Raw genomic sequence first — 24,715 nt, 5'->3', positions numbered from 1 at the left:
ATTAGCATTATGAATAACGGTTTCCGTGCCTTTACAGATAATTGCTTAAAAGGAATTGAAGCGAATGAAGAGCGCTTAAAAGAGTATGTTGAGAAAAGTGTAGGAATTATTACAGCTGTGAACCCTCATATTGGTTATGAAGCAGCAGCTCGCGTTGCGAAAGAAGCAATCGCGACAGGGCAATCCGTTCGAGAACTTTGTGTGAAAAATGGTGTATTGTCACAAGAGGACTTAGAATTAATTCTAGATCCATTCGAAATGACACACCCAGGGATTGCAGGAGCAATTCTTTTAAAGAAAAATTAAACAAAGAGGGGGGACAAGTCCCTCCTCTTTGTTTACAATATAGGGATGTTATACGTGAATAGAGGTAGGGAGATTATAAGTAAGTATACAGTGGCGTTTAATGGTTCATAGAAACAACATTAAGAGGAGCAGAAATATGATCAACACCACTTTTAAATAAAGAGGATTTATTAAAATATCCTATCATGTTAACAACAAGTTTACATGAATCTTTATAAATAACTATGACCAACCATGAATCAATAGTTGGCCATAATGATCTTAAAGACCCATATCTTTTAATCCAGGACTATGCTCATTTGGTATTTCAGGAAGTTCTGGTACAGGAAAACCTTTTGGCGGGTCAGTTACTGCTAATGTTCCTTTGTTTCTACTTGGTGATTCACCTTGGAATATTTCTCCCATTCTTGTTGGATCTAAACTAAAATTAAATTGTGCGTTATGGAATCCCATGTCTACATACTTTCTGCACTCTGGGTATTTATTAATATCATAGTTGGGCACAGGGAAGAGTTTCCCCCATTCAACACCCAATGTCTCTAAAGCTTTTGCGAAAGCATTTTGATGTGCATTATCACGTACAATTAAAAATGCAAGTGTTTCTCTAAAAGTTTGATTGGAACTCATTTCATAAATTCTAGTTTTTTGAAGTACACCTGTAGATTCAAGTACTACGTTATCTAATAAATCGCTAATTAAGTTTCCATGACTATATACCCAAGAGCCATTCCATGGGTTGCCAGCTGCATCAACAGGCAATGAACTTTGAGCACCTACAATAAAGTGGTGAGGATTTGCATGTTTAACCGCTTCATCAAGTGGTGCTGTGTCAATACCAGCATTTCCTGGCGTAGGTTCACCAGATCCAGTTAATAGTTAATTAATTGTATGTTGTACAAGTTCTACATGGCTTATTTCCTCTAAAAAAACACCTCGAAGTAAATCACGATATTGCTTCTCTTTCCCTCTAAAATTTGAGCTTTGGAAGAAGTATTGCATCATTGTACGCATTTCGCCATAATGCCCACCTAATATTTCTTGTAAAACTTTTGCGGCAGCTGGATCTGGCTTGTCCGGCTTAATAATATTAATCAGTTCTTCTTTATAATAAAACATGAAGTACACCTCTTTTAAGTTAGTTAACATTGTTATCGTGTCCGCTGTTTGGTTACTTAATACTTTAATTCATGTTTTTACCAATTGATTATTATCTCAAAATGCAAAATTTTTGAAAATAACTATTTTAGATGTGAGATGAAAATAGGGGATAGATACTTAGCATTTAATAAAAAAAGATAAGATTACGAAATGTAATCTTATCTTTTCATTAAGAATAATGAATTGTAGCTTCAAGGCTTCAGAATGACTTTTATACAATCATCTTCACGATTATTAAAAATTTGATAACCGTAGCTCGCTTCTTCAAGGGGGATTTTGTGTGTAATAATCTCTTTTGGATCAAATTCTTTATTTGTTATTTTTTTAAATAGTTCTGGCATAAAATGAATGACAGGTGCTTGTCCCATTTTAAGATTAATATTTCTAACCCAAAATGCTCCGAGTGGAAATGCATTATAATTGCCACCATAAACGCCAGTCATTTGAACCGTTCCATATTTTCTTACGGCTTTCGTAGCTATTTGAATAGGGCCGAGAGTTCCGCCTTGTAATTTCAATTTTTGTTCCAGAAATTCTAGTGGCGATTTTTTTCCATCCATCCCCACACAATCAATAACTACATCGGCACCACCATGTGTAATTTCCTTTAAATGTTCTCCCATATCGGGGAATTTTGTAAACTCAAATACCTCAACATTGTTAATCTTTTTTGCATAATTCATCCGATAATCTAAGTAATCCACTGCAATTACACGTTTAGCACCTTGCATCCAAGCAAACTTTTGTGTCATTAATCCAACAGGTCCACAACCAAGGACGATAACAGTATCACCTGGCTTAACGCCTGCGTTTATTACACTCCAATAGGCTGTAGGTAAAACATCTGATAAAAATAGTAGGGATTCATCTTCAAGCTCGCATGATTCCGGTATAACAAATGGAGTAAAATTGCCAAATGGAACTTTTAAATATTCTGCTTGTCCGCCTGGATGATTACCAAATTTCTCCGTATAACCAAAGTATCCACCAGAATCGTAATGAGGATTTGAGTTATCACATTGACTTTCCATTTCATGTTGGCAATAGAAACAATGTCCACAAGAAACGTTGAAGGGGATGACAACACGATCGCCTTTTTTCACTTTAGTGACATCTGGCCCGACTTCTTCAACGATTCCCATTGGTTCATGGCCGATAATGTATCCTTGAGGTAAGGGCATGTTACCTTGATATAAATGTAAATCAGAACCGCAAATAGCGGTTGAAGTAATTCTTACAATAATATCATCTTTTTTCTCTAACCTTGCATCATCAACTTGTTTAACTTGTACTTGATTTGGTCCTTGATAGGTTACAGCTTTCATCTCATATCTCCTTTTGGATTATGTCTCAAAACATAATTTTATTTAATCTCTTGGTGAAATAGAAATCTTTCTTTTATTTACTGAAGGGAATTAGGAAGTATACATAGTGTTGTTATGAAAGTATGTTATATCAGTTATTCTTTCTTATATGTTTTGCCCTACTTTAAGAAAAAAATCAATTTTTATTCATAAACTAATTTCTATAAAAAGGATAATTATTATTTCATAATTTGTAGCATATTAAAAACATCGGAGGTGAAATAAGATGGCAAACAATAATAGTGGAAGTCGTAATGAATTGTTAGTTCGAGGTGCTGAACAAGCTCTTGATCAAATGAAATATGAAATTGCACAAGAGTTTGGTGTACAACTTGGTGCAGATACAACAGCTCGTGCAAACGGATCTGTTGGTGGTGAAATTACAAAACGTTTAGTAGCAATGGCTGAACAACAACTTGGTGGTAGAGCTAATCGCTAAGTGAATTAGTGTAAAATATAGCGAATATGTAAATCAATTTCTTTTGTATATGTATAAAAATAAAAAACCTTATAGTAAATGGATTTTCACTCAAAGATTATTGATAATCTTCTTTCATAATCTTTGAGTATTTAATTTGTAAACTACTTTCCTAAACAATAAACACGCGGTGTTGGAAAGGTGTTTTCCATGCATAGTAGAAAATCTTTTGCAGGAAAAAGCATATTTAAAAATTTGATTTCAATATTGAAATCAATATTTATTATGATATTTTCGAAAGGTAGGAATTTAAAAATGGGTATATTAAGTGGAAATCCTCAAAATGAACCGTTACATTACGGTGAAGTATTTGATATTTGGAGCTATCTTCTTGCTGCACAGGGTGCGATTGCAAGCCATCAAGTATTTATGAATCATACAGGTGATGAAGACTTGAAGAAGTTTTTAGAAGGCTTAATTGAAAATGATATGAATTCGGAAATAGAAGAATTAAAAGCTCTTTTAAAGATTAATGGGGTCGCTTTACCGCCTGCTCCTCCAGAACGACCAGTTGCATCTATCGAAGACATTCCTCCGGGAGCACGTATTAATGATGTTGAAATTGCTGCTGCTGTTTCTGCAGGATTAGCAGCTGGACTTGTGACATGTAGTCAAGTGATGGGAAAATGTCTTCGAGAAGATGTAGGGATGCTATTTGGCCAATTTCATATGAAAAAAGCGCAGGCAGGTGTAACTCTGCTACGTTTAAGTAAGAAAAAAGGGTGGGTAGTTCCACCTCCGTTACATGTAAGAAATTCTGATCAAGCTTAATAAACAAAAATAAAAAAGTGGCATTGGCCACTTTTTTATTTTTTAGATGTATCCTCAAGCTTGGATTTATTTATTGTGGAAGAATCTATATATTCATCTGATATTTCCATAGCATATTTATCATGATGAATATGATTGCGATTTTTTAATTCATCGTCGTTACGTAGCACTAGCCTCTTCATATAAATATGGAAGAAAACTTCTGTTCCACCAATAATTAAAGCGGCTATAAATGAAGAAAGTCCAATGTTACGAGTAGCATCTAAATTAGTAAACAAGGATGTTAGTAACCAAGTTCCGAAAAAGCTTAAGCCGAAATCTGCCATTGTAGCAATCGCATTTCCGTATTTAGGTAAAATGAAGAGATCTCCGATTAAATAGGCAGTTCCCGTAAGAAAAAGAGAAATTAGAAATACTCTAGGAATTGAAATGCCTTGAAAGATACTGAGCATGATTAGCAATACTGCAGTTATCGCTGTGTATTTAATTAATAAGGCAACAATATGTTTCATCATTTTCCTCCATTGTTTAAACGTATATGGAATACAATATTTCATTAAAAACGGATTATGCTTTTATATAGCGTAACCCGTTTTAATCACCCCTTAATGGTAAGAAGTACAACCTGGGTAAGAAGCAGGCTTATACTATGGATAGTATTTGCGGAATATCGAGCTTTATTCATAAAGGGTAGTTCCATTCTTATAATAGAGATGTTGCCTAAGTACAGTGTTTTTTCATATTAAACTTAATATTCGTTGGTTTTTTGATTCATTAATATAAAAATAAACAAAGTATTTCCGCATTTAATGCATCTTTTTATCTATATATTTTCCGTAATCAGGTACAGCAATTTTATCAAATTCTTGAACGAGTGTTTTGAGGCTCGTTGATAGCAATTCACCTGACATTGGTATCCCATGTCCAGTAATAGCGACTAGAGGCTTTAATCCTTCTAATTTAATGACTGATTCTTTAGCGGCTTTCCAGTCTGTTGTTAAATAACGAGGGGGGCCGCTTATTTCCTGTTCCTGAGTAAATACTTTATATAGATATTCCTGTTTCACTGTAACAAAGGCATCCCCAGCGATTAAAGCTCGGTCTTTTTCTCGGAATAATGAAATCTGCCCAGGAGTATGCCCTGGTGTATGAATCCATCTAAACTCTGGCATATGGGGAACAGTTCCATCGGTAGGTAGTGCTTTTACGCTATTTCCTAAATCAATCGGTTCAGTAGGGAACAGGGGAGACATTTTCGCTACCATACCACCTTCAACTGTTGGATCTGGTTCAGGATAGCTTTGTTGTCCAGTCAAGAACGGTATCTCCATTTGATGGGCATAGACTGGAACATCCCAATACTTAATGAGTTCAATTATTCCTCCAACATGATCAAAATGCCCATGAGTTAAAATAATTGCTTTTGGACGGCTATTTGTACCAAATCGCTTCTCAGTAACAGAGATAATTTCATTTGCACATTTAGGCATTCCAGCATCAACTAAAACAAAATCATCGGTATGCGGATTCCCAACAAAACATATGTTGACGATTTGAATCGTGTAGCAAAATAAATCAGGCAATACTTCGAGGCCATGACCACTTTCAATTGAAGTTGCTGGAATAAACTTGTAATCACTTCCATAATTCATTTCCTTGTCCACTTGTTATCCCCCTTAATATGTTTCAATACGACATTATAGTTCCCTAATTTCTCGAATCCATTTTGGGGGATTTGAGAAAAAAATTAGTGGGGATTACAAAAATTAAGGTGGAGACATATCAATTTATATAAAGTGCAAACAGAAAATATTGATTTCACAATTGTAGTTTTTACTATTTTTTGAGGAGGGGTTATGACTTAATAAAAGATTCATCTGAATATTTTCATGTAGGTTTATAAAAATACATAACAGTAGCTAATAGAAATCCAGAGGCGATTACTTGTACCGATGCTTTTCATAATCAAAGGATATTTAAGTTTTGTGATGTAATTGAGATTGATTAAATTATGCTTTTCTATGCAGCAGACTTATTTTTTCGAGCCAGCTGTATAGGAAGGTCCGTAGGGATTTTTCAAGGTCTATTAACAGACCTTGAAAAATCCCTCTTACCACCTATTCCTCATACATCATTTTCCTCGTCATTCCACCGTCTACGACAAGGTTTATACCTGTAACAAAATCATTTTCGCTGGCTGTTAAATACAGACAGGCTCGTGCAATATCATCTGGTGTTCCTACACGCTTTGATAGGTGCTGTTCATGATCAATTTTACTTAATTTTGAATAATCTCCTGTTTCAATCCAACCTGGGGAAATAGCATTCACGGTAATCCTATCTTCGCTAAATGAGGCTGCGAGCGCATGTGTAATAGCAACGATCCCACCTTTTGTGGCAGCATAAGATTCTGAATTTGGCTCAGACATAATCGCCCTTGTAGAGGCAATATTCACGATAGATCCACCTTCTTTGTTATGACGCATATACTTTGCTGCTTCACGTGAACCCAAGAAAACGCTTCTTAGGTTTGTGCTTATTACATCGTCCCATTCTTCTAGCGAAATATCGTAAGGAGACTTGAATAACTCTTTTCCTGCATTATTAATTAAAATATCTATCTGACCGTATGTTTGATTAGCTACTTCCATTAATCGAATAATATCTGTTTCCAGCCTTACATCTGTTTGTACGAAAAGTGCTTCTTTACCCTGTTCTTTCATCTTAGTAACTGTTTTTGCACCTGCTTTTTCGTCTATATCTGCTAAAATAACATTGGCCCCTTTTTCTGCATAATGTAAAGCAATTCCTCTCCCGATTCCATTTCCAGCCCCTGTTATGATCACTGATTTATTAGAAAAATCCATTGTAATTACACTCCTTTTAAAAAAATATAACGTCTTTATTTTTTAATATAACATACAAAAATTATCCTTCTGCATAAGCAATAGTTAATTGATTATACCAGTATTTTTATTCTTCACTAATAAAAGGAGTAATTATCTTTTTTTCATAAGAAGATAACACAATATTCGTTGATGGCGTACCATATTGCATTGAATCATCAATAAATTGTTCTAAACTTTCTACAGAATGTGTTGCTATTTTGACAATATAGCTAATTTCTCCTGCTACTCTGTAACACTCAAGTACATCTGGATGATTGTAGCAAAAGTTAGATAATGATTTACAATTTGTTGATTTAAACAGTATAAGTGCAGAAATTGGACGATTTATTTTTTTTAGAGAAACATGTGCATGGTAACCTTCAATAATTTGTTGTTCCTCTAACTTTCGTACTCGCTCAGTTACTGACGGGGAAGATAAGTGAACCGCTTCCGCTAAATCCTTCATTGAAATTTTTGCATTTGACTGTAATAATCCCACGATTTTTTTATCAATTTGATCCATAAAATATCCAACCTTTTTTTATAAAATAGAATAACCTAAATTCTTTATAAAATAAAGTAAAACAATCAAATATCCTTACTGAACTTATTTGTCAGCCTTCTATACTTGTATAGAATAAGGGTAGAAGGAGGCGGTTTACGATATGAAAAAGATTTTATTATTATTAGCTGACGGGTTTGAAGCAGTAGAAGCTAGTGTATTTACAGATGTACTAGGCTGGAATAAATGGGAGGGAGATGGATCAACCGAGGTCGTAACAGTTGATCTTCGGAATAAATTAACTTGTACTTGGAATTTTACTGTCATACCGGAAAAAACGGTTGATGATATTCAATTAGATGAATTTGATGCACTAGCTATTCCAGGAGGATTTGAAGAGGCTGGTTTTTATCGGGATGCATACAGTAGAGAATTCTTACATGTTATTCAACATTTTTATGCCAAGCAGAAGCCTATTGCCAGTATTTGTGTTGCATCATTAACGCTTGGAAAAAGTGGAATTCTTGTAGGTAAAAAAGCTACCACATACAGTCATCCAACGAGTAAACGAAAAGAGCAGTTAAAGAATTTTGGTGCAATAGTACAAAATGATTTAATAGTACAAGATGGAAATATTATTACATCATCAAATCCAGGCACAGCTTTTGATGTTGCGTTTTTATTACTTGAAAAATTAACATCTAAAAAGAATGCTGAACATGTAAAGGATCTTATGGGATTTTAGGCATTTATCTTCTTATGAGTTTTTGATGCTTGCTTGAAGTAATGTGAAAAGTCGCCGTGCTCTAGTTCTATTTGCTGAATCCGAGGAAAAAGAAAAAGGGTTTGATTATTACAATACTTATAATAGGAGAATTTTTATGATTATAACACTTTTCACATATATTTTGTTAGGTTTATCTTTAGCAATACCCGCAGGTGCTATGACAGTCCAAATGACGAAACAAGGAATGAGAAATGGTTTCGTACATGGTTGGTTTGTAGGTATAGGAGGAATGACTGTAGATTTATCTTTAATAGTCCTGATTTATCTAGGGTTCTCTAGTGTATTAACCAATCCGTGGGTAGAAACAGTTATGTGGCTCCTAGGTTTTATATTTTTAATGTTTATTGGAATAGAAAGCATTAAAGAAGCAAAGTCGGAAGTTAACATAGATGGAGAAGATCCTAATAAATCTTTATTATCAGCTTATTTATCTGGTTTTATGATTGCTATATCACCGGCTAATATTGTATTTTGGATAGGGGTCTTTGGCCCGGTTCTCGTTTCTTCATTAGGTAATGCAAGTACATCTACATTTATATTAATAGCTGTAGGTATTTTATTAGGTATCTTTATGCATGATATGATCTTATTAAGCTTTGTTCATTTTACTAGACGTTTTCTAAATCCAACCTTTATTAAAAGAGTATCTATATTTGCCGCAATAGTCCTATTCGGATTTAGTGGTTATTTTGGTTATGAGTTTATAAAACAAGTAATGACTTTTATCTCAAAAGCATAGTTCTTATAAACTTAAATAGGGTGGTTATAAGGTAAATGAAAAAGATACGTATTTTAAACGTAACATAATTGTAAATATGTTATATCACGTAGGCAACCCCTTAGGAATTTATTAATCCCTGAGGGGTTTTTAAATTCCTTACACGTAGCCTTTAGAAAAAAGAAACGATCTCAACTATAATTGATATTGTATGAGCTTAGCTCGATAGCTGGGGTACTACTCCATGCCCATCAAGCTAACGGTGAGAAACCCTAGCTACATCTTGATTTTTGTACTGTGACTAGTGCGTTTCGGAAAAATAAACATGCCAAATAAACCTATGAAAATGTGATTTTTCCGCTAGGCAACTTGTCTTTTATTCACCGTCGTTTCATAGACAACACCAAGAATATCGAAGACGGTCATTTTTTTGTAACGATGACATTTACGACTATTCTTTTTAAGCGATTGATAGAGGTGATGTAGAATCGCCGAGAGTTCATCTGTATCAATCGCTATTGCTTGGAACAGTAACGGAAAGTAATCCTTAATCATATAAATTGCTTTGTATTCGCTTAGTTCTTGCTTCTGCTTTTCAAGTAGAAACTGTCGCATTTGAAACATCGTAGAGGAACAGATGAGAATGCCAATGAGTTGACCATACAAATGGCATTCAAGACGTTCTTTTTTGATGTCCTTACACTCATCAATTTCAAAGAACGACTTCCATGTTTTAAACAAAATCTCTATTTGCCAACGCAGTGAATACAAGGAATGCACATAGTTAGTCGGTACTTCTTCTGGGGATGTGTTCGTAATATATACATTCATGCTCATCAAACGCTTACTTTTATCCTTCATGATAATACCCTTTTTCTTCTCACGTATTGCTTGATTTTTCAAACGCGTTTTTGTTTGATCGTCGGTTAAACGATGGATTATGACACGTGCTGGTAGCTTCTGATTTTGGCCAATATATGCCTCGGGGATCTCCATTGTTTCACCAGGGGGTAGACCAGACATCATTTGTGTCATATCAAGTTGGATGTATTCTGTTTTCTTTTTTAACGTACCATTGTTGAAGTATTTTGGCTCAGGGTTCTTGATATAAATTCGTGTATTCAGCTTCAATCTCGAGATATAGTAAGCCTTTTTATCGTGAATCGCTTGTAGATCACTTAAATCGAAGTAACCGAGATCACGCAAACATAGGTCTCCTTTCTCAATGGTTTCAAGACAAATGGTACCGTATGTTTTATCATTGTTCTTTCCTGGCCCAAGCTGTACGTTTAAAAACTGACCACTGAGTAAATCATATTCAAGTTGAATCTTCACCCCCGCAGTATTACTACTTCCACCTGATCCTTGATAGTCAGTGGCGAAGGTATCTGGTAACTGAAACATCGTCGCATCTAAAATACGAATACGATTGAAAATAGACATCATGTGTGCAGAAAACGATTGATTGGAACAGAGCTTTTGTGTGAGAAGAGAAGTAAAGACTTCTCTTAGAAATGCGACAGCTGCTGGATTAAAGCGTTGATTCAATCCTTCCGGGCTCATTAGTACCCCAGTGGAAGCTTCTAACCGACTGCACAATTGTGTAAGTGATGTGCTAGCGATTTCCTGACTGAGCCATACGCAAAGGGCAATAAGTTCGTTTGCTTGATATTTACTAGATCGCTTTACAAAGCCAACTTGTCTGGCGATGTCTTGTAGGACTACTGGAGATAGAAAGCGTTGTAATTCTTGTGAGAATAGATGTAATTCTTCAGAAAGCGAGAGGTCCATAAAAAATACGCCATCCTTTCCTATGATTCTAGAGAAAGAATAGCGTATTTTTTCATTTTAAGGGACATGAAGAAATAAATAAAACACTTGTTTTATAACGTTTGTAATATAAAGATGCTTTAAATGACGTTATTTATTTAAGATAGCTAAGCAAGTATGCTCGGGTGTCTTAAATAAAATATTTCAAGATTTTTCAAAATTTTATGTTAAAGTATTTATATAGTTTATGTCTTATTCAACTAAGCATGCATTAGTTGAATAAAAAATTTAAGGAGATTAGTGGAATGGTTGATATTCAATTATTTAAAAAGTTATGTGTTGAGTCACAACTTGGTGAAATGGCCGGGGTTCCAGTATCAATATCAGGTGGTCTTTTACATAAGATGTATGCTATTGAAACACATAAAGGAAAATATGCCATAAAAATCTTAAATCCTCAAATTATGATAAGACCCGATGCAATGATGAATTATATTAATTCAGAGAGAATTGCTAATTTAGTATCGGAGAAAGTCCCTGCTGTTCCAGCTAAAATAATTAATGGTGATGTTATTAAAACAATAGATAACCAATTCTATATTGTTTTCGATTGGATAGAGGGTAAAACATTAAAACCAAATACAATTAATTGTAGTCATAGTGAAAAAATAGGTTCTATACTCGCTGATATCCATAGGACAGATTTTTCTGAGCTTCACATAAAAGAAGATTTAGGGAACAATGAACAATCCATAGAATGGAAATATTACATTCAAGGAGGACAAAAAAGTAATACTGAATGGGTTGAATTACTGCTTGAAATTGTTGATAAACTTTATGAGTGGAGTGAGTTAACAAACAAAGCAAATAGATTACTTTCAGCAAATTTAGTTATTAGTCATAGGGATTTGGATCCCAAAAATGTTTTATGGAATAAAGATAATCCCGTTTTAATAGATTGGGAGTCGGCTGGTTATGTCAATCCAATGCACGATTTAATTGAAACTGCATTATACTGGTCTGAAGATGAGGAAGGAAACGTAGATAAAGAAAGATTTTTTGCTTTTATAAATGGATATAAAAAGAGATACGGAGAAACTCAGGCAAATTGGTCTACTGTATTAGAAAGTGGATTTTTAGGAAAATTAGGTTGGCTTGAATATAATTTAAAGCGTTCCTTGTGGATTGAGTGTGCAGATGAAGAAGAACAAAAGATGGGTACAACACAAGTAATAGGAACGATAAAGGAAATTAAGGATTATGCAGAGACAATTTCAAAGTTAGTTGATTGGCTTAATAATGAAGAATAAACATTAAAAAGTATGCAAAAACTGCTCAGAATAAAATCTGAGCGGTTTTTTTATGCTATTTATATTGTTATTTTGTCAACAATTAGATTGCTAATACTACTATTATTTAGCATTAAAATTGAACTTTTCTCTCCCAAAACTGAACTCGTTAATTGAAAGTCATGCACTTTATATTTTTTGATGTGTATCGACTTTATCTTTTTTTATTGAACTTTTAACCATTTTCTATATACAGAGATATAGAATTTTCGTTTTGGGGGTATTTCAAAATCTTAGCTTGATGGGCATGGGGTACTACCCGCATTTTAACGAAAATATACGCTAAGAAAATTTCGATATAAAAGAAGCCGAATTTTCTACGCTAAGAAAATTTCGGCTTCAATTCGTTATAAGTTAGTTGCCATTTCGTTTTCTCCATATTCTTTCACTATTTTATAAAAAGTATTTTTCTTTCGTTTCAATAGCCCCGAACTTAACTCCCGTTAGTTTTCTATTTTTTTGTTCTCTTCGAAAATTCTTCTTATGTAATCTGTTGCGATTGCTTGTAAACAAGTTCTTAAGTCCTGGCTTAAATAGTGATACATTTGCAGCTGTCTTTTAACGTATTCTTGTTGTTTGGAGTTTAATTTTTTGATCATATCAATCACAGCATCATATTCGAAAAAGAAATGTTTTTTGTTAACTTCAATTATAAAAACATCATTTTGAACAGGATTTTCAAAGAAAAATTGCTCAAAGAATGTAGGGTGGGTCTCGTTATGCACAAGTTTTAACATAGATTATTGCTCCTTTAACTGTATGATTTTATATTGTGTTAACTAATAATATTTTTAAGATGGAGTAGCACTACATCGCTATCAAGCTAAGAAATACATTCTTTCTCAACACGTAAAAAAATGAACTGGATTTCTATGTACAACTATGAAAGGATGAAATTTTCGTTTTGGGGATACTTCAAAATCTTAGGTTGATGGACATGTATGGTGCCCCATAATTGAATCTTCTATTATTAGATATTATTTGCTTAAAAAAGCTTGCCATTAATGAAAATGGCAAGCTTTTTATCTTTATGAGTAATATTTCACTACATTAAATTAGAAATTAATTAGCTCGTTCTAATTTTTATATAAAAAGGAAGCAAAATCGTAATCAACTTATTTTGCTTCCTTTTTCTAACAGTCGTAAGTGTAATGACTATTCTTTCCAAGGTGAATGTAAAACGCAATCACAGAAATTTTTGCGTTTAAAGCCTGGAAGAAGTAACGAGCAAACATCTGCTTTAATGTTTCCAAAAGTAGTTTCAGGTTTATGAGCGAAACCTTCAAGGAAAGCAGGAAGGATTTTTTGTTTGAAATTATCTCGAGGGAAAGCAGATACAACTTGCTCGCGAATTTCCTCTGAAATTTCGTCATATCCATCCCCCATAACATCGTATCCTACTCCAGAATAAATTAATGAAACTTGGGGTTCTTTATATTCAGCAATTCCAATCGTTGTGTGAAGTGCAATCGAATCCCAAACCAGTCTAATTGACTCATTATCCATGCCATGTTGTTGCAGAAAACTACGTGCAGCATTTGCACCATCTACTTCAAAACGTTTGTCTGGACTACTAAATTTCTTTGTAAGTCCAAGATCATGGAATAGAGCGCTAACATATAATAGCTCTTCGTCATACTTAAGATTAGCTTTTTTCCCTTGAAGAGCACCGAATAAGTAAACACGATTTGAATGATTCCAAAGTAAATCGTTACCATATTCACGAAGAATTTCTTGCGCCTCTACTGCTATTTTACTATCTGGAATTACTATACCTGCAACTGTTTTTTGCATATAAATTGCCTCCTATAAATAATTGATATTGTCCATTTTCTTGCTAGCTCATGAGCTTAACTTAATTATATAAAGCATCTATTATTTATCAATGTAATCATTTCTATCGTTTTCATAGAAAGTATCTATGATTAAGGTTTCAATAAATCATAAAGAAACAAACTCAAATAACTACTTTTAACTTAAAAAATTTTGGCGCCTCCTATTTCACGAATTTAATTTATCCTTAATATATAAATATTTTATGTACTCAAAATAATAGATGTCATCTATGTTAACTATAGAAATTATAGAATTGATTAATAGTTAACTGAGAGTTAAACTGAAGTTGCTTTACAAGATAGCAATACGAAATGATAAGTAACTTTAATAGATAAAAATTTCACGATAAGGGGTATATAAAGTATCTTGTAAAGCGTGGTTTTAAACGTAAGGATATCTGTATATGTTTAGGTTAGAACTTAAAGGTAATCCTTTGAATCCATTATGCTTTTGCAAAAGAGGACTAGTGTGAAATGAAGTTATTTTCTTGTAGTGAATGGCTTTCATTCTTCTATGTTTATTAATAAAAGTAATGAAAGCTTGTTGATGGCAAAGATTATATTATCAATGTTTGCTTTATGTTTTTTAGGAAGCCAATGTTTTTTATTTCATTTAATTATTTGAAGGTGTTTTAGCTAGTCCGCTATTGCAAAGTAGATTGGAGGAATAATAAATGGAGGTTTTTCATTCTGGAGAGCGTACTGTACACGATTTACTAGGTGTACAAAAGATTGCAAACTCTGCAAGTACAATGATTCAACAGACACTCCCAAAGAAGTTCATGAATTTTCTCAATGGACAGAATTCATTCGTGATGTCTTCTATGGATCAAAGAGGAAGAGTTTGGAGTTCATTTTTAGCAGGAAATCCTGGTATCATACAAGCTATTGAAGCCGACATAGTTAAAATCAATACAAAAATAAACGAAGGTGACCCTTTATTTCTAAATATTTTACAACATAAAGAAGTAGGGATTTTAGTAATTGATTTTGCTTCCAGAATAAGAATACGAATAAATGGTAAGGTTTCGATAGTTTATCCAGATGGAAACTTTGAAATCAAAATTGAACAAGTATTCGGTAATTGTCCTAAATATATACAGGCGAGAAGATTCGAATATAAAGCTGTTGAAGAAATTGTAAATAAGAAACTTCATCCGCTTAACACTTTAAATAAAAAGCAACAGAATTGGATTAGTGAATCCGATACTTTTATTATTGCAAGTGCAAGTTTTGAGGGAAAGATGGACATTTCCCATAGGGGTGGGATGCCAGGATTTGTTCATGTCATTAATGAAAAATCAATTATATTTCCAGATTACTCAGGAAACATGTTGTTCAATACCTTAGGAAATATTGTTCAAAATCCCAATGTGGGGTTACTGTTTTTTGATTTTAATACTGGTGGTACATTACAAATCACAGGAGAAGCAAGTATCATTTGGAACATTGATCAAGATATTCTCTCAAAGTTCCCTGGTGCACAACGTTTAGTACAATTTCAAATACTTGAAGTACTTGAAGTACCTTGTTATGAATCTTATAATTGGGAGTTCTTGAATTATTCTACTTTCAATCCAAAATAGAAAAGGCGGGAAAATAATATGCAAATTAATATCACTGTTACAGAAGCGGCTATTAAACATTTCGAAAGTTTAGAGACTAAATATCCTAACCATTTTCGATTTCTACAATATGAAATGGGAGGCTGCGGGCGTCCATTGGATGGGGTTGTAAGAATACAATTAATTAAATCAGATGTAGGTTTCGAAGAAATTCAAACAAACTGGAAATCATTTTATATAAACAAAGCCTCTTTAGCTTTTCTTGATGATAATTTAACTATTGATTTCTTTGAAGGATTTCAAATTAGAAGCTCTAGTCAAACTTATAGTCACAACATCCCTTTAGAAATTGAAAAATAAGGGTACTCATTGTTAAATAGATAGAAATCTTTAAGCTGAAAGGTGAAATAAATCATATATAGCCAACAAAATTTTTGTAAGGGAAAGGCTATAGGATATTAAATATACCCACTAAGCAAAATTATTATCGAATCTCAAATAACAAAAGCGTAATTTTCTCTAGTAAATTTAATTAGAGAAAGTTACGTTTTTTTATAAATGAAGGAATAGAACATTTAGGCAATAATACAGTAAAGGGAGAGTATGGAGCGTTTATAAGGCTGAAAAATTAAGGATTTCTTATAATATGAATAAAGATATGCAAAAAAATATAATTATTTTTTTAAAAAGGAGATTATTTTTATATGGAATTAAGACAGTTAGAGTATTTCATGACACTTTATAAAGAACTTCATTTTACAAAAGCAGCAGATAAGCTAGGTATTACGCAACCTACATTAAGCCATCAAATTAAAGCTCTTGAAGACGAAATAGGTATGCCGTTATTTGACCGCATGGGAAAGAAAATAGCCATCACTGACGTTGGTTCTATTTTAGCCAACGAATGTAAAAATATTTTTAATGCATTAGATAATGTAAAAGAACAAATCAGTGAATTAAAGGAGATAAAAGGAGGTAACATTGCAATTGCCACTTTGCCTGGCGAACTAACAGACTTAGTCTCCACTTTATTATTAGATTTTCATAAAAATTATCCGGAGGTAACAGTAAAAATTATAAGTTCAGATGAAATACTAGAATTAATAAACCAGAATCAGGTTAATTTTGCTGTTACAATTGATTCTTCCGAGTACGTATTCGAAGATGAAAAAATTGTAAAAATACCATTATACACAGAAGAGTTATTTTTAGTGGTATCAAATAACCACTCACTAGTTAATGAACAAGAAATACAATTCTCAGGATTGAATAAATTACCATTAATCTTGTTCCCAGACAGTCATGAATGTAGAAAGTTATTGAATTATACATGTTTACCACAAAAAATAAACTTGTCTCCAATTATTGAGACCTCTAGTATCGAATCGTTATTTGATCTTGTTAGAAATGGATTTGGAGTGACAATTGTCTCTAAAACTTTACTTGATATTACTGTAGATAATGATGTATTAGCAATTCCTATAGTAAATCCTAGAATTAGTAGGAAAGTTAACCTTATTTTACGTAGAGATAAATTTATTGGGTTTGGGACTAGAAATTTTATTGAATTGCTTACAAATGAAATTACAAAATTAGGATTTCCTATTTCTGAACAAAGTAAAGAACAGATTAGAAAATTAATTAAATAGTGATTGAATTTCGAATAACTATTAGAGGGGAGATAGAACATATCTATCATTATAATAGAAAAAGTAACATTGCTCTATCTTGTTATAGATATATAATTTAATTAAAGTTTCAATTAGTTTAGATCATCAAAAAAATGTCTTTTTTATCTAAATTTCTTAGAACTTATTTGTGAAGCTTTAATTGACGAGCGTATTTTTTTGACTTTTATTGAAAGTGGATTACACTATAAAAATTTTAGAGAGTAGATAATTTGAAAGTAGGTAAAAAAATGTGTGGCTATGTAGGGTGCTTGTATAATACTGCAAAAAGATATTCAGAAACAGAAAAAATACAATTTGAAAATATGACGAATCTGTTATACCACCGTGGTCCGGATGACCAAGGATATTTTCGTGACGAGCATGTTCAATTTGGGTTTAGACGGTTAAGTATTATTGATTTGGATACGGGACATCAACCGCTAGCATATGATAATGAACGCTATATACTTATGTTCAATGGTGAAATTTATAATTATATAGAATTACGTGAAATGTTAATTAAACAGGGAGCATGTTTTTCAACTCAGTCAGATACGGAAGTTATTGTTGCATTATATGCCCAAGTAAAAGAAGAATGTGTAAATTATCTTCGTGGAATGTATACTTTTGTAATTTGGGACCGTCAAGAGAAAAAATTATTTGGTGCTCGCGATCATTTTGGAATTAAACCACTTTACATTGCACAACAGAACGATATAACTTTCTTCGCATCTGAAAAGAAAAGTATCCTACATGTAATGCAAGATAAGGGTGTAAATCCAACTGCTCTCCAACATTATTTTACATACCAATACGGACCAGAACCAGAAACATTAACAAATGATATTAATAAAATTGAACCTGGTCATTATTTCATAAAAGAAATTGGAAAAGAGATAGAGGTTTATCGCTACTGGAAACCATATTTCAATGCTTCAGATATCAAAAAAGAGGAACACATTCGAGCAATTCGTGATGTATTATATGACTCAGTAAAAGTACATATGCGCAGCGATGTTCCGGTAGGGGCATTCTTATCTGGCGGGATTGACTCATCTATTATTGCTTCTATTGCAAAAGAAATAAATCCAAATCTCCTAACATTCTCTGTTGGTTTTGAGCACCGTGGATTTAGTGAAATAGATGTAGCGAAAGAAACTGCTGAGAAATTAGGAGTAAAAAACTATAGTGTGTTGGTAACACCACAAGAATTTATGAATGAATTCCCAAAAATCATGTGGCACATGGATGATCCATTAGCAGATCCAGCAGCAGTACCATTGTACTTTGTTGCAAAAGAAGCACGTAAACATGTAACAGTTGTTCTGTCTGGTGAAGGTTCAGACGAGCTATTTGGCGGATATAATATTTATCGTGAGCCAAACTCTTTAAAAATGTTCTCATACATTCCCACTTCTGGGAGAACGGTTTTAAAAGCTTTAAGTGGAGTACTTAAAGAAGGGTTTAAAGGGAAAAGCTTTCTAGAGCGTGGATGTACACCAATTGAAGAACGTTATTATGGTAATGCAAAGATCTTCCGTGAAGAAGAGAAAATTAAGTTAATAAAGTCTTACAATAAAAGTGTTAACTATAAGGATGTAACCAAACCACTGTATAATGAAATTAAGGATTATGATGATGTAAGTAAAATGCAATACATTGATATGTACACATGGTTACGTGGAGATATTTTATTAAAAGCAGATAAAATGTCTACAGCTCACTCACTAGAATTACGTGTTCCATTTCTAGATAAAGAAGTCTTTGATGTAGCTTCTAAAATCCCAACAGAATTAAAAATTGCCAATAGAACTACAAAGGCTATTTTACGTGAAGCCGTACGTGGTATCGTTCCAGATCATGTACTAGATCGTAAGAAACTCGGTTTTCCAGTGCCAATCCGTCATTGGTTAAAAGATGAAATGTATGACTGGGCTCTGAATATTATTAAAGAGAGTAAAACCGAACATTTAATTGATAAAAAATATGTATTAAACTTACTGGAGGCACATCGCACAGATAAAGGTGATCATAGTCGTAAAATTTGGACAGTACTAACCTTTATGGTATGGCATCAAATTTATATAGAACATACATATGATACAAATTTATTTAGTGAAGAGTGTCGAGTATATAATTTAGTTTAAATTTATATGTCCATCAATTTAAGAATTATATAACGCCTCCAAACAAAACTGTCCATTTTTACTTGGAGGGAAAGCATCAACAAAACGTGAATTTCGTACGCTAAGCAATTTTTAACATAGAAAAGGCCGATTCCCTGTACGCTAAGAGAGTTGGCTTTTTTATTAGTGTAAGAAACATTCAGCCAATCATTACATATCATCATTAAAAGACGAACGTATATACTTCAATAACAGCTAACCAAATGATAGGAAAAATACTGTAGTATATTTAACCGTTTGCTAGTATGCCAGAGCAGTTCGTCTGTATTAAAGAAATGATACAGGAGCAAACAAAGATCCCACGCCCAATCTTAACGCAAGATGCAAAAGAAAGGATTGAAAATAAGCTGTTAACTTCATATTTAGGTGAAGAAGAGGTTTTACTTACATATTATAAAAATAGCTATCTATATAAAAATTACATAACAGTAGCTGGTATAAATCCAGTAAATAAGACGATTACTTGTAGGATGCTTTTCATAATCAAAGGATGTTTAAGTTTGGTGATGTAGTTGAAGTGAATTAGAGGGGGAATATCTCTTCCTAACTTAATTATATCATGTAAATCAAGTTCGAAATAGACTGTTTATTCGTATTTACTACTGCTACAATCAAGAACACATGCATAGTAAGGAGAGATGTTACATGAGTTCTTTCGTTCTCAATTTTCAGGAAATAGAAAACACGCAGCTTTCGCTCGTCGGTGGAAAAGGTTTGAATTTAGGGGAGTTAACAAACATTCAAGGTATACAAGTACCCGAAGGTTTATGTGTTACAACGGTAGGATATGAAAAGGCTATCGAGCAAAATGAAGAGCTTCAAACTTTGTTGCAGCAGCTAACAAAGTTGAAAATGGAAGAGCGTGCTCAAATTGGTGAAATGAGTAAGAAGATTAGAGAAGTGATTATGGCAGTAGAAATCCCTTCTGATGTAGTGGAATCAGTAGCTCATTATCTCTCACGTTTTGGAAATGAACATGCGTATGCAGTGCGTTCTAGTGCTACGGCTGAAGATTTACCGTATGCCTCGTTTGCTGGTCAACAAGATACGTATTTAAATATTATTGGAAAAGAAAACATTTTGCAGCATATTAAAAAATGCTGGGCTTCTTTATTTACAGATCGAGCGGTTATATACCGAATGCAAAACGGTTTTGATCATAATCAAGTTTCTATATGTGTTGTCATTCAAAAAATGGTTTTCCCTGAGGCTTCAGGGATTTTATTTACTGCGGATCCGATTACTTCGAATAGGAAGGTGTTGTCAATCGATGCCAGCTTTGGACTTGGCGAGGCGCTAGTATCTGGATTGGTTTCTGCCGATAATTATAAGGTAAAAGAAGATGAAATCGTCGAAAAGGTCATCGCAACGAAAAAATTAGCCATCTATGGACGAAAAGAAGGCGGAACAGAGAGAAAGAAAATTGCTCCTAATAAGCAAAAAGTTCAAACACTTACTGAACAACAGATTTTACAACTAGCACGCATCGGAAGACAAATCGAAGCTTATTTTGGTTGTCCGCAAGATATTGAATGGTGCTTAGTTGATGATACAATTTATATAGTCCAAAGCAGACCGATTACGACTTTATATCCAATTCCAGAAGTAAATGATAGGGAAAATCACGTGTATATATCAGTTGGTCACCAACAAATGATGACCGATGCGATGAAACCATTAGGTTTATCTTTTTTCCTGTTAACGACTAGTGCCCCTATGCGTAAAGCGGGAGGCAGGTTATTTGTCGATGCTACACAAAGATTAGCATCACCTGCTAGCAGAGATTACCTAATAAATACGTTAGGAAAATCAGATCCGCTCATAAGAGATGCATTAACGACTGTAGTCGAGCGAGATAATTTTATTACATTGTTACCGGATGATGAAAAAGAAAAGAGTGTTGGTAAAGGTGTGCCACCTGCAAGCACGCAACCAGAAATCGAAAATGATCCAGCAATCGTTACGGAATTAATAAAGAATAGTGAAGCATCACTTGAAGAGTTAAAACAAAATATGCAACTGAAATCAGGAGTGGACGTACTTGATTTTATTTTGGAAGATATTCAGCAATTAAAGAAAGTATTGTTTAACCCGCAAAGTATCGCTGTCATTATGGCTGGTATGAATGCTTCAACATGGATAAATGAAAAGATGGAGCAATGGTTAGGTGAAAAAAATGCAGCAGACACGCTTTCTCAATCCGTACAAAATAATATTACATCTGAAATGGGTTTAGCATTAATGGATGTCGCTGATGTGATTCGGCCGTACAAAGAAGTTATTACGTATTTACAACATGTAGAAGATGATAGCTTTTTAAATGAACTAGTTCAGTTTAAAGGTGGAGAAGAAGCTCGAGATGCTATTCTAACTTTTCTAAATAAATACGGAATGAGATGTAGCGGAGAAATAGATATTACGAAAACGCGCTGGAGTGAAAAGCCAACTACAATTATCCCGATGATTTTAAATAATATAAGAGATTTTGAATATGGTGCGAGTAAGCGGAAATTTGAAGAAGGACTGCAAGAAGCTTTGAAAAAAGAAGAAGAGTTAGTAGATCGATTACAGCACTTATCGGGTGGAAAACAAAAAGTAGAAGAAACGAAGCGAATGATTCGTAATATCCGTAATTTTATCGGCTATCGTGAATATCCAAAATACGGTATGATTAATCGTTATTTCATATATAAGCAAGCGTTACTGAAAGAAGCTGAGCAACTTGTGCAGAGCGGTGTCATTCATGAAGTTGATGATATATACTATCTAACTTTTGAAGAGTTTCACGAAGTTATTCGCACGAATAAACTAAATTATGAGCTTATTCATAAACAAAAAAATGATTATAAATTATACGAAAAACTAACGCCTCCTCGTATAATGACGTCTGATGGAGAAATCATTACAGGTAAATATAAACGAGAAAACCTCCCAGCTGACGCCATTGCAGGTCTGCCTGTTTCGTCTGGAGTAGTTGAGGGGAGAGCTCGCGTTATTTTAAACATGGAAGATGCGAATTTAGAAGAGGGAGATATATTAGTTACGGCTTTTACTGACCCTGGCTGGACACCATTGTTTGTGTCTATAAAAGGGTTAGTCACTGAAGTTGGCGGACTTATGACGCACGGAGCAGTTATCGCACGTGAATATGGATTACCAGCAGTCGTTGGGGTAGAGAATGCTACGAAATTAATAAAAGAAGGACAACGAATTCGGGTACATGGAACAGAAGGGTATATTGAAGTGTTGTAATGAAATAAAAGAACATCCGCTATTATAGTGGATGTTCTTTTATTATATAGCTGACTTATTTCTTTAAGCCAGCCGCATAAAAAGGTCCATGAACTGCGATTGTTGATAAAAAGCGAGCAATCTCCTCAGGTGTTTCTTTTTGTCCATTATTTAACCATTGTTGGATGACACCTATATGCGCAGATGCCATATAAGAAGTTAAGTATTCGCTTGGAACAAGTAAATTCTCCTTATTAATGAGAGGACCATTCGTATCTTCAAATAATGTTTTCCACATAAAGTCTTTCAGTTTTGTTTGGAAAGATAAATCTCCTTTCGGACTTAGTACAGCTCTCATAAAATCACTATTTTCATTTAGAAATGCAAGAATAGAAGTGATAAGTATAAATGGCATTGTTGGAGAAGGATTTGATCCAAGGTCAGCAATAACTTCTGGGAATTTCTGTTTAGCAATGTTAGAAAACTCGTACATAATGTCTTCTTGGCATTTTGTCATTAAATCAAATTTATCTTGATAGTGCGCATAGAAAGTACCGCGATTAATGTTTGCTTTCGTTGTAATATCTTTCACTGTAATGGCGTCAAAACCTTTTTCTTCAATTAGCTCCACCAATGCATTTCGTATGGCAGTTTTTGTACGAACAACACGCAAATCTAAATTATTATCGCGCAAAGCATATCCCTCCTTAATTTTACTCAACACATTTAGAAAATGTGTCTTATAACCAACACATTCACGATTTTTGATTATTGTATAAGGTTCAACTCGAACATATAATTCAAAATATAAATAAACAACACGTTGTTGGTTATTATAGATCAAATTAAGGGAGGAGAAAAGAAAATGTTTAAAAATAAACTTTTATTGTTATCACCAGTTATTGCACTACTTGTTGTTTTTATTTTTTCATTAACGTTATTTCCAACTGTTCAACCAAAGCCGAAAAACTTGCCAATTGCAATTGTAAATGAGGATCAAGGTGTAGAAATTCCAAATCAACCGAAAATGAATATGGGGCAAACGATCGTTGATAACATGAAAAAAACAGCGAAATCAGAGGAAGAACCCGCAGTGAAGTGGGTAGAAGTAAAAAATAAAGAAGCCGTTCAAAAGGGATTAAACAATAAAGAGTATTACGCGGCATTAGTCATCCCGAAAGAATTTAGCGCAAAACAAGCGTCGTTACGAACACCACAGCCATCTTCACCTGAGATAGAAATATATATTAATCAAGGAATGAATACGGCTGCATCAACTATGGCAGGACAAATATTACAGGCGATTGTTGATAATATGAACAATACTGTTCGCGCGCAAGTATTAGAAGGATATAAGGAAAAAGGAGGTACATTAACAACAGATCAAGCTGCGAAATTAGTAACACCTATTGTAAAGAACGTGAAAAATATGAATGAGGTCGGCAAAAATAGTGCGAACGGTAACTCACCAATATCATTGTTCCAGCCGTTATGGATTGCAAGTTTAGCTAGTGCAGCGATTATTTTTATTGCGATTAGTAAAATGCCAGTAAGCTCAAGAAAAGAAAACTTTCTGTTAAAAGTAAACCAAATCGTAACAGGAGCTATTGCGACACTTGTAATTGGATTTGGTCTTACATGGATTGCGGATGGGATGGTAGGGTTAAATATTTCGAACTTCACGGATACAGCTCTATTCTTATCCATTACTTCTTTTAGTTTCTTCTTAATGATATCTGCGGTACTTTCATTGGTTGGGCTAAAAGGAATCGGTTTATTCGCTTTATTACTATTCTTCGGGGCGCCGTTACTATCGTTAGCACCTGAGATGTTGTCTCCGTTTTATCAAGACTGGGTTTACTCATGGTTACCAATGAAATTTATGATTGAAGGCTTAAGAGAAATCTTCTTCTTCGGAAAAGGATTAAGCTGGAATACACCTGTTACTGTACTCGTTTGGATTGGTATAGTAAGTATGGTTACTATATTAGCAACTGCATTCAAACGTAGTGTAGTAAAAGGGCATAAAACAGAATTGAACGCTTAAAAAAAAGCCGTTTCACTAATTTGAAGTGCACCCCAATTGTTAGACACAGTCTAACAATTGGAGGTGCATTTTTTATGGCTAAATTTTCTT

Annotated in this window: 21 protein-coding genes and 2 pseudogenes; 13 read left to right on the top strand and 10 right to left on the bottom strand. The window is 33.7% G+C overall.

The genetic code is table 11. From position 1 onward, the window contains the following. The coding region (locus tag QO049_RS28775) for an aspartate ammonia-lyase (protein WP_284489728.1) at positions 1 to 306 on the top strand (306 nt) is incomplete at its 5' end. A gap of 261 nt (positions 307 to 567) precedes the next feature. Here the strand turns inward: QO049_RS28775 and QO049_RS28770 are convergent. Beyond that, positions 568 to 1,422, bottom strand: a pseudogene (locus tag QO049_RS28770) (manganese catalase family protein). A 233-nt stretch (positions 1,423 to 1,655) separates the two neighbouring features. Beyond that, positions 1,656 to 2,789: a zinc-dependent alcohol dehydrogenase gene (locus QO049_RS28765; RefSeq protein WP_098289882.1), complete on the bottom strand. Its 1,134-nt coding sequence runs from the start codon at positions 2,787 to 2,789 to the stop codon at positions 1,656 to 1,658. A 265-nt stretch (positions 2,790 to 3,054) separates the two neighbouring features. Here QO049_RS28765 and sasP point away from each other — a divergent pair, with 265 nt between their 5' ends. Together sasP and QO049_RS28755 are read left to right on the top strand one after the other, a co-directional pair. Next, positions 3,055 to 3,267 (top strand): small acid-soluble spore protein, SasP family, encoded by a 213-nt coding sequence (sasP, locus tag QO049_RS28760; RefSeq protein ID WP_000002840.1) that lies wholly within the window; start codon positions 3,055 to 3,057, stop codon positions 3,265 to 3,267. Between the two features lie 294 nt (positions 3,268 to 3,561). Then, positions 3,562 to 4,077 carry a DUF3231 family protein gene (locus QO049_RS28755; protein WP_002101091.1) on the top strand — a complete coding sequence of 172 codons (516 nt, stop codon included), beginning with the start codon at positions 3,562 to 3,564 and terminating at the stop codon, positions 4,075 to 4,077. 35 nt (positions 4,078 to 4,112) lie between these two features. Here the strand turns inward: QO049_RS28755 and QO049_RS28750 are convergent, their stop codons facing one another. The 4 genes from QO049_RS28750 to QO049_RS28735 all read right to left on the bottom strand — a co-directional run bounded on the left by QO049_RS28750 (position 4,113) and on the right by QO049_RS28735 (position 7,488). Beyond that, positions 4,113 to 4,589: a YndM family protein gene (locus tag QO049_RS28750; protein WP_141527078.1), complete on the bottom strand. Its 477-nt coding sequence runs from the start codon at positions 4,587 to 4,589 to the stop codon at positions 4,113 to 4,115. Between the two features lie 294 nt (positions 4,590 to 4,883). Further along, a complete protein-coding gene (locus QO049_RS28745; protein WP_246960415.1) occupies positions 4,884 to 5,741 on the bottom strand; it encodes an MBL fold metallo-hydrolase in 858 nt (285 codons plus the stop codon). A 453-nt stretch (positions 5,742 to 6,194) separates the two neighbouring features. Further along, positions 6,195 to 6,944, bottom strand: coding sequence for a glucose 1-dehydrogenase (locus tag QO049_RS28740; protein ID WP_000347901.1), 750 nt, complete (start codon positions 6,942 to 6,944; stop codon positions 6,195 to 6,197). A gap of 106 nt (positions 6,945 to 7,050) precedes the next feature. Then, on the bottom strand, positions 7,051 to 7,488 hold the full coding sequence (locus QO049_RS28735) for an Lrp/AsnC family transcriptional regulator (protein ID WP_000372089.1): 438 nt from the start codon (positions 7,486 to 7,488) through the stop codon (positions 7,051 to 7,053). A 142-nt stretch (positions 7,489 to 7,630) separates the two neighbouring features. Here QO049_RS28735 and QO049_RS28730 point away from each other — a divergent pair, with 142 nt between their 5' ends. Both QO049_RS28730 and QO049_RS28725 read left to right on the top strand, forming a co-directional pair. After that, positions 7,631 to 8,212 (top strand): DJ-1/PfpI family protein, encoded by a 582-nt coding sequence (locus tag QO049_RS28730; RefSeq protein ID WP_284489727.1) that lies wholly within the window; start codon positions 7,631 to 7,633, stop codon positions 8,210 to 8,212. A gap of 136 nt (positions 8,213 to 8,348) precedes the next feature. Beyond that, the gene (locus QO049_RS28725) at positions 8,349 to 8,993 is read left to right on the top strand and encodes a LysE family translocator (protein WP_000587494.1); all 645 of its coding nucleotides are present in this window, start codon (positions 8,349 to 8,351) and stop codon (positions 8,991 to 8,993) included. A gap of 339 nt (positions 8,994 to 9,332) precedes the next feature. Here QO049_RS28725 and QO049_RS28720 read toward each other — a convergent pair whose 3' ends face one another. Further along, positions 9,333 to 10,763: an IS4 family transposase gene (locus tag QO049_RS28720; RefSeq protein WP_098295833.1), complete on the bottom strand. Its 1,431-nt coding sequence runs from the start codon at positions 10,761 to 10,763 to the stop codon at positions 9,333 to 9,335. Positions 10,764 to 11,047: 284 nt separating this feature from the next. Between QO049_RS28720 and QO049_RS28715 the strand changes: the two genes are divergently transcribed. Then, on the top strand, positions 11,048 to 12,052 hold the full coding sequence (locus QO049_RS28715) for a phosphotransferase (RefSeq protein WP_097998659.1): 1,005 nt from the start codon (positions 11,048 to 11,050) through the stop codon (positions 12,050 to 12,052). A gap of 482 nt (positions 12,053 to 12,534) precedes the next feature. Here the strand turns inward: QO049_RS28715 and QO049_RS28710 are convergent, their stop codons facing one another. Both QO049_RS28710 and QO049_RS28705 read right to left on the bottom strand, forming a co-directional pair. Then, positions 12,535 to 12,828, bottom strand: coding sequence for a hypothetical protein (locus QO049_RS28710; protein WP_048568568.1), 294 nt, complete (start codon positions 12,826 to 12,828; stop codon positions 12,535 to 12,537). Positions 12,829 to 13,246: 418 nt separating this feature from the next. Next, entirely contained in the window at positions 13,247 to 13,885 is a 639-nt protein-coding gene (locus QO049_RS28705) for an HD domain-containing protein (RefSeq protein WP_001174225.1), read from the bottom strand. Positions 13,886 to 14,600: 715 nt separating this feature from the next. On the opposite strand from QO049_RS28705, the gene QO049_RS28700 reads away from it, so the two are divergent. The 6 genes and pseudogenes from QO049_RS28700 (at position 14,601) to ppsA (ending at position 22,599) form a co-directional block, all read left to right on the top strand. Continuing rightward, on the top strand, positions 14,601 to 15,512 hold the full coding sequence (locus tag QO049_RS28700; RefSeq protein ID WP_000451621.1) for a pyridoxamine 5'-phosphate oxidase family protein: 912 nt from the start codon (positions 14,601 to 14,603) through the stop codon (positions 15,510 to 15,512). Positions 15,513 to 15,530: 18 nt separating this feature from the next. Beyond that, positions 15,531 to 15,851 (top strand): iron-sulfur cluster biosynthesis family protein, encoded by a 321-nt coding sequence (locus QO049_RS28695; RefSeq protein ID WP_001166648.1) that lies wholly within the window; start codon positions 15,531 to 15,533, stop codon positions 15,849 to 15,851. A gap of 344 nt (positions 15,852 to 16,195) precedes the next feature. Further along, positions 16,196 to 17,140 carry a LysR family transcriptional regulator gene (locus QO049_RS28690; protein ID WP_246960404.1) on the top strand — a complete coding sequence of 315 codons (945 nt, stop codon included), beginning with the start codon at positions 16,196 to 16,198 and terminating at the stop codon, positions 17,138 to 17,140. Positions 17,141 to 17,409: 269 nt separating this feature from the next. Beyond that, a complete protein-coding gene (asnB, locus tag QO049_RS28685) occupies positions 17,410 to 19,308 on the top strand; it encodes an asparagine synthase (glutamine-hydrolyzing) (protein WP_246963078.1) in 1,899 nt (632 codons plus the stop codon). Between the two features lie 284 nt (positions 19,309 to 19,592). After that, a pseudogene (locus QO049_RS28680) lies at positions 19,593 to 19,873 on the top strand (YolD-like family protein). A gap of 119 nt (positions 19,874 to 19,992) precedes the next feature. Further along, the gene (gene ppsA / locus QO049_RS28675; protein ID WP_284489726.1) at positions 19,993 to 22,599 is read left to right on the top strand and encodes a phosphoenolpyruvate synthase; all 2,607 of its coding nucleotides are present in this window, start codon (positions 19,993 to 19,995) and stop codon (positions 22,597 to 22,599) included. Positions 22,600 to 22,654: 55 nt separating this feature from the next. Here the strand turns inward: ppsA and QO049_RS28670 are convergent, their stop codons facing one another. Next, complete coding sequence (locus QO049_RS28670) at positions 22,655 to 23,272, bottom strand: TetR/AcrR family transcriptional regulator (RefSeq protein ID WP_001205503.1); 618 nt, start codon at positions 23,270 to 23,272, stop codon at positions 22,655 to 22,657. A 171-nt stretch (positions 23,273 to 23,443) separates the two neighbouring features. Here QO049_RS28670 and QO049_RS28665 point away from each other — a divergent pair, with 171 nt between their 5' ends. Further along, the gene (locus QO049_RS28665) at positions 23,444 to 24,625 is read left to right on the top strand and encodes a YhgE/Pip domain-containing protein (protein ID WP_053512484.1); all 1,182 of its coding nucleotides are present in this window, start codon (positions 23,444 to 23,446) and stop codon (positions 24,623 to 24,625) included. Positions 24,626 to 24,715: the final 90 nt, after the last annotated feature.

Source organism: Bacillus sp. RB3 (genome assembly GCF_030164735.1).
Taxonomy (GTDB): domain Bacteria; phylum Bacillota; class Bacilli; order Bacillales; family Bacillaceae_G; genus Bacillus_A; species Bacillus_A cereus.
This window is presented reverse-complemented; position numbering and strand designations above follow the sequence as displayed.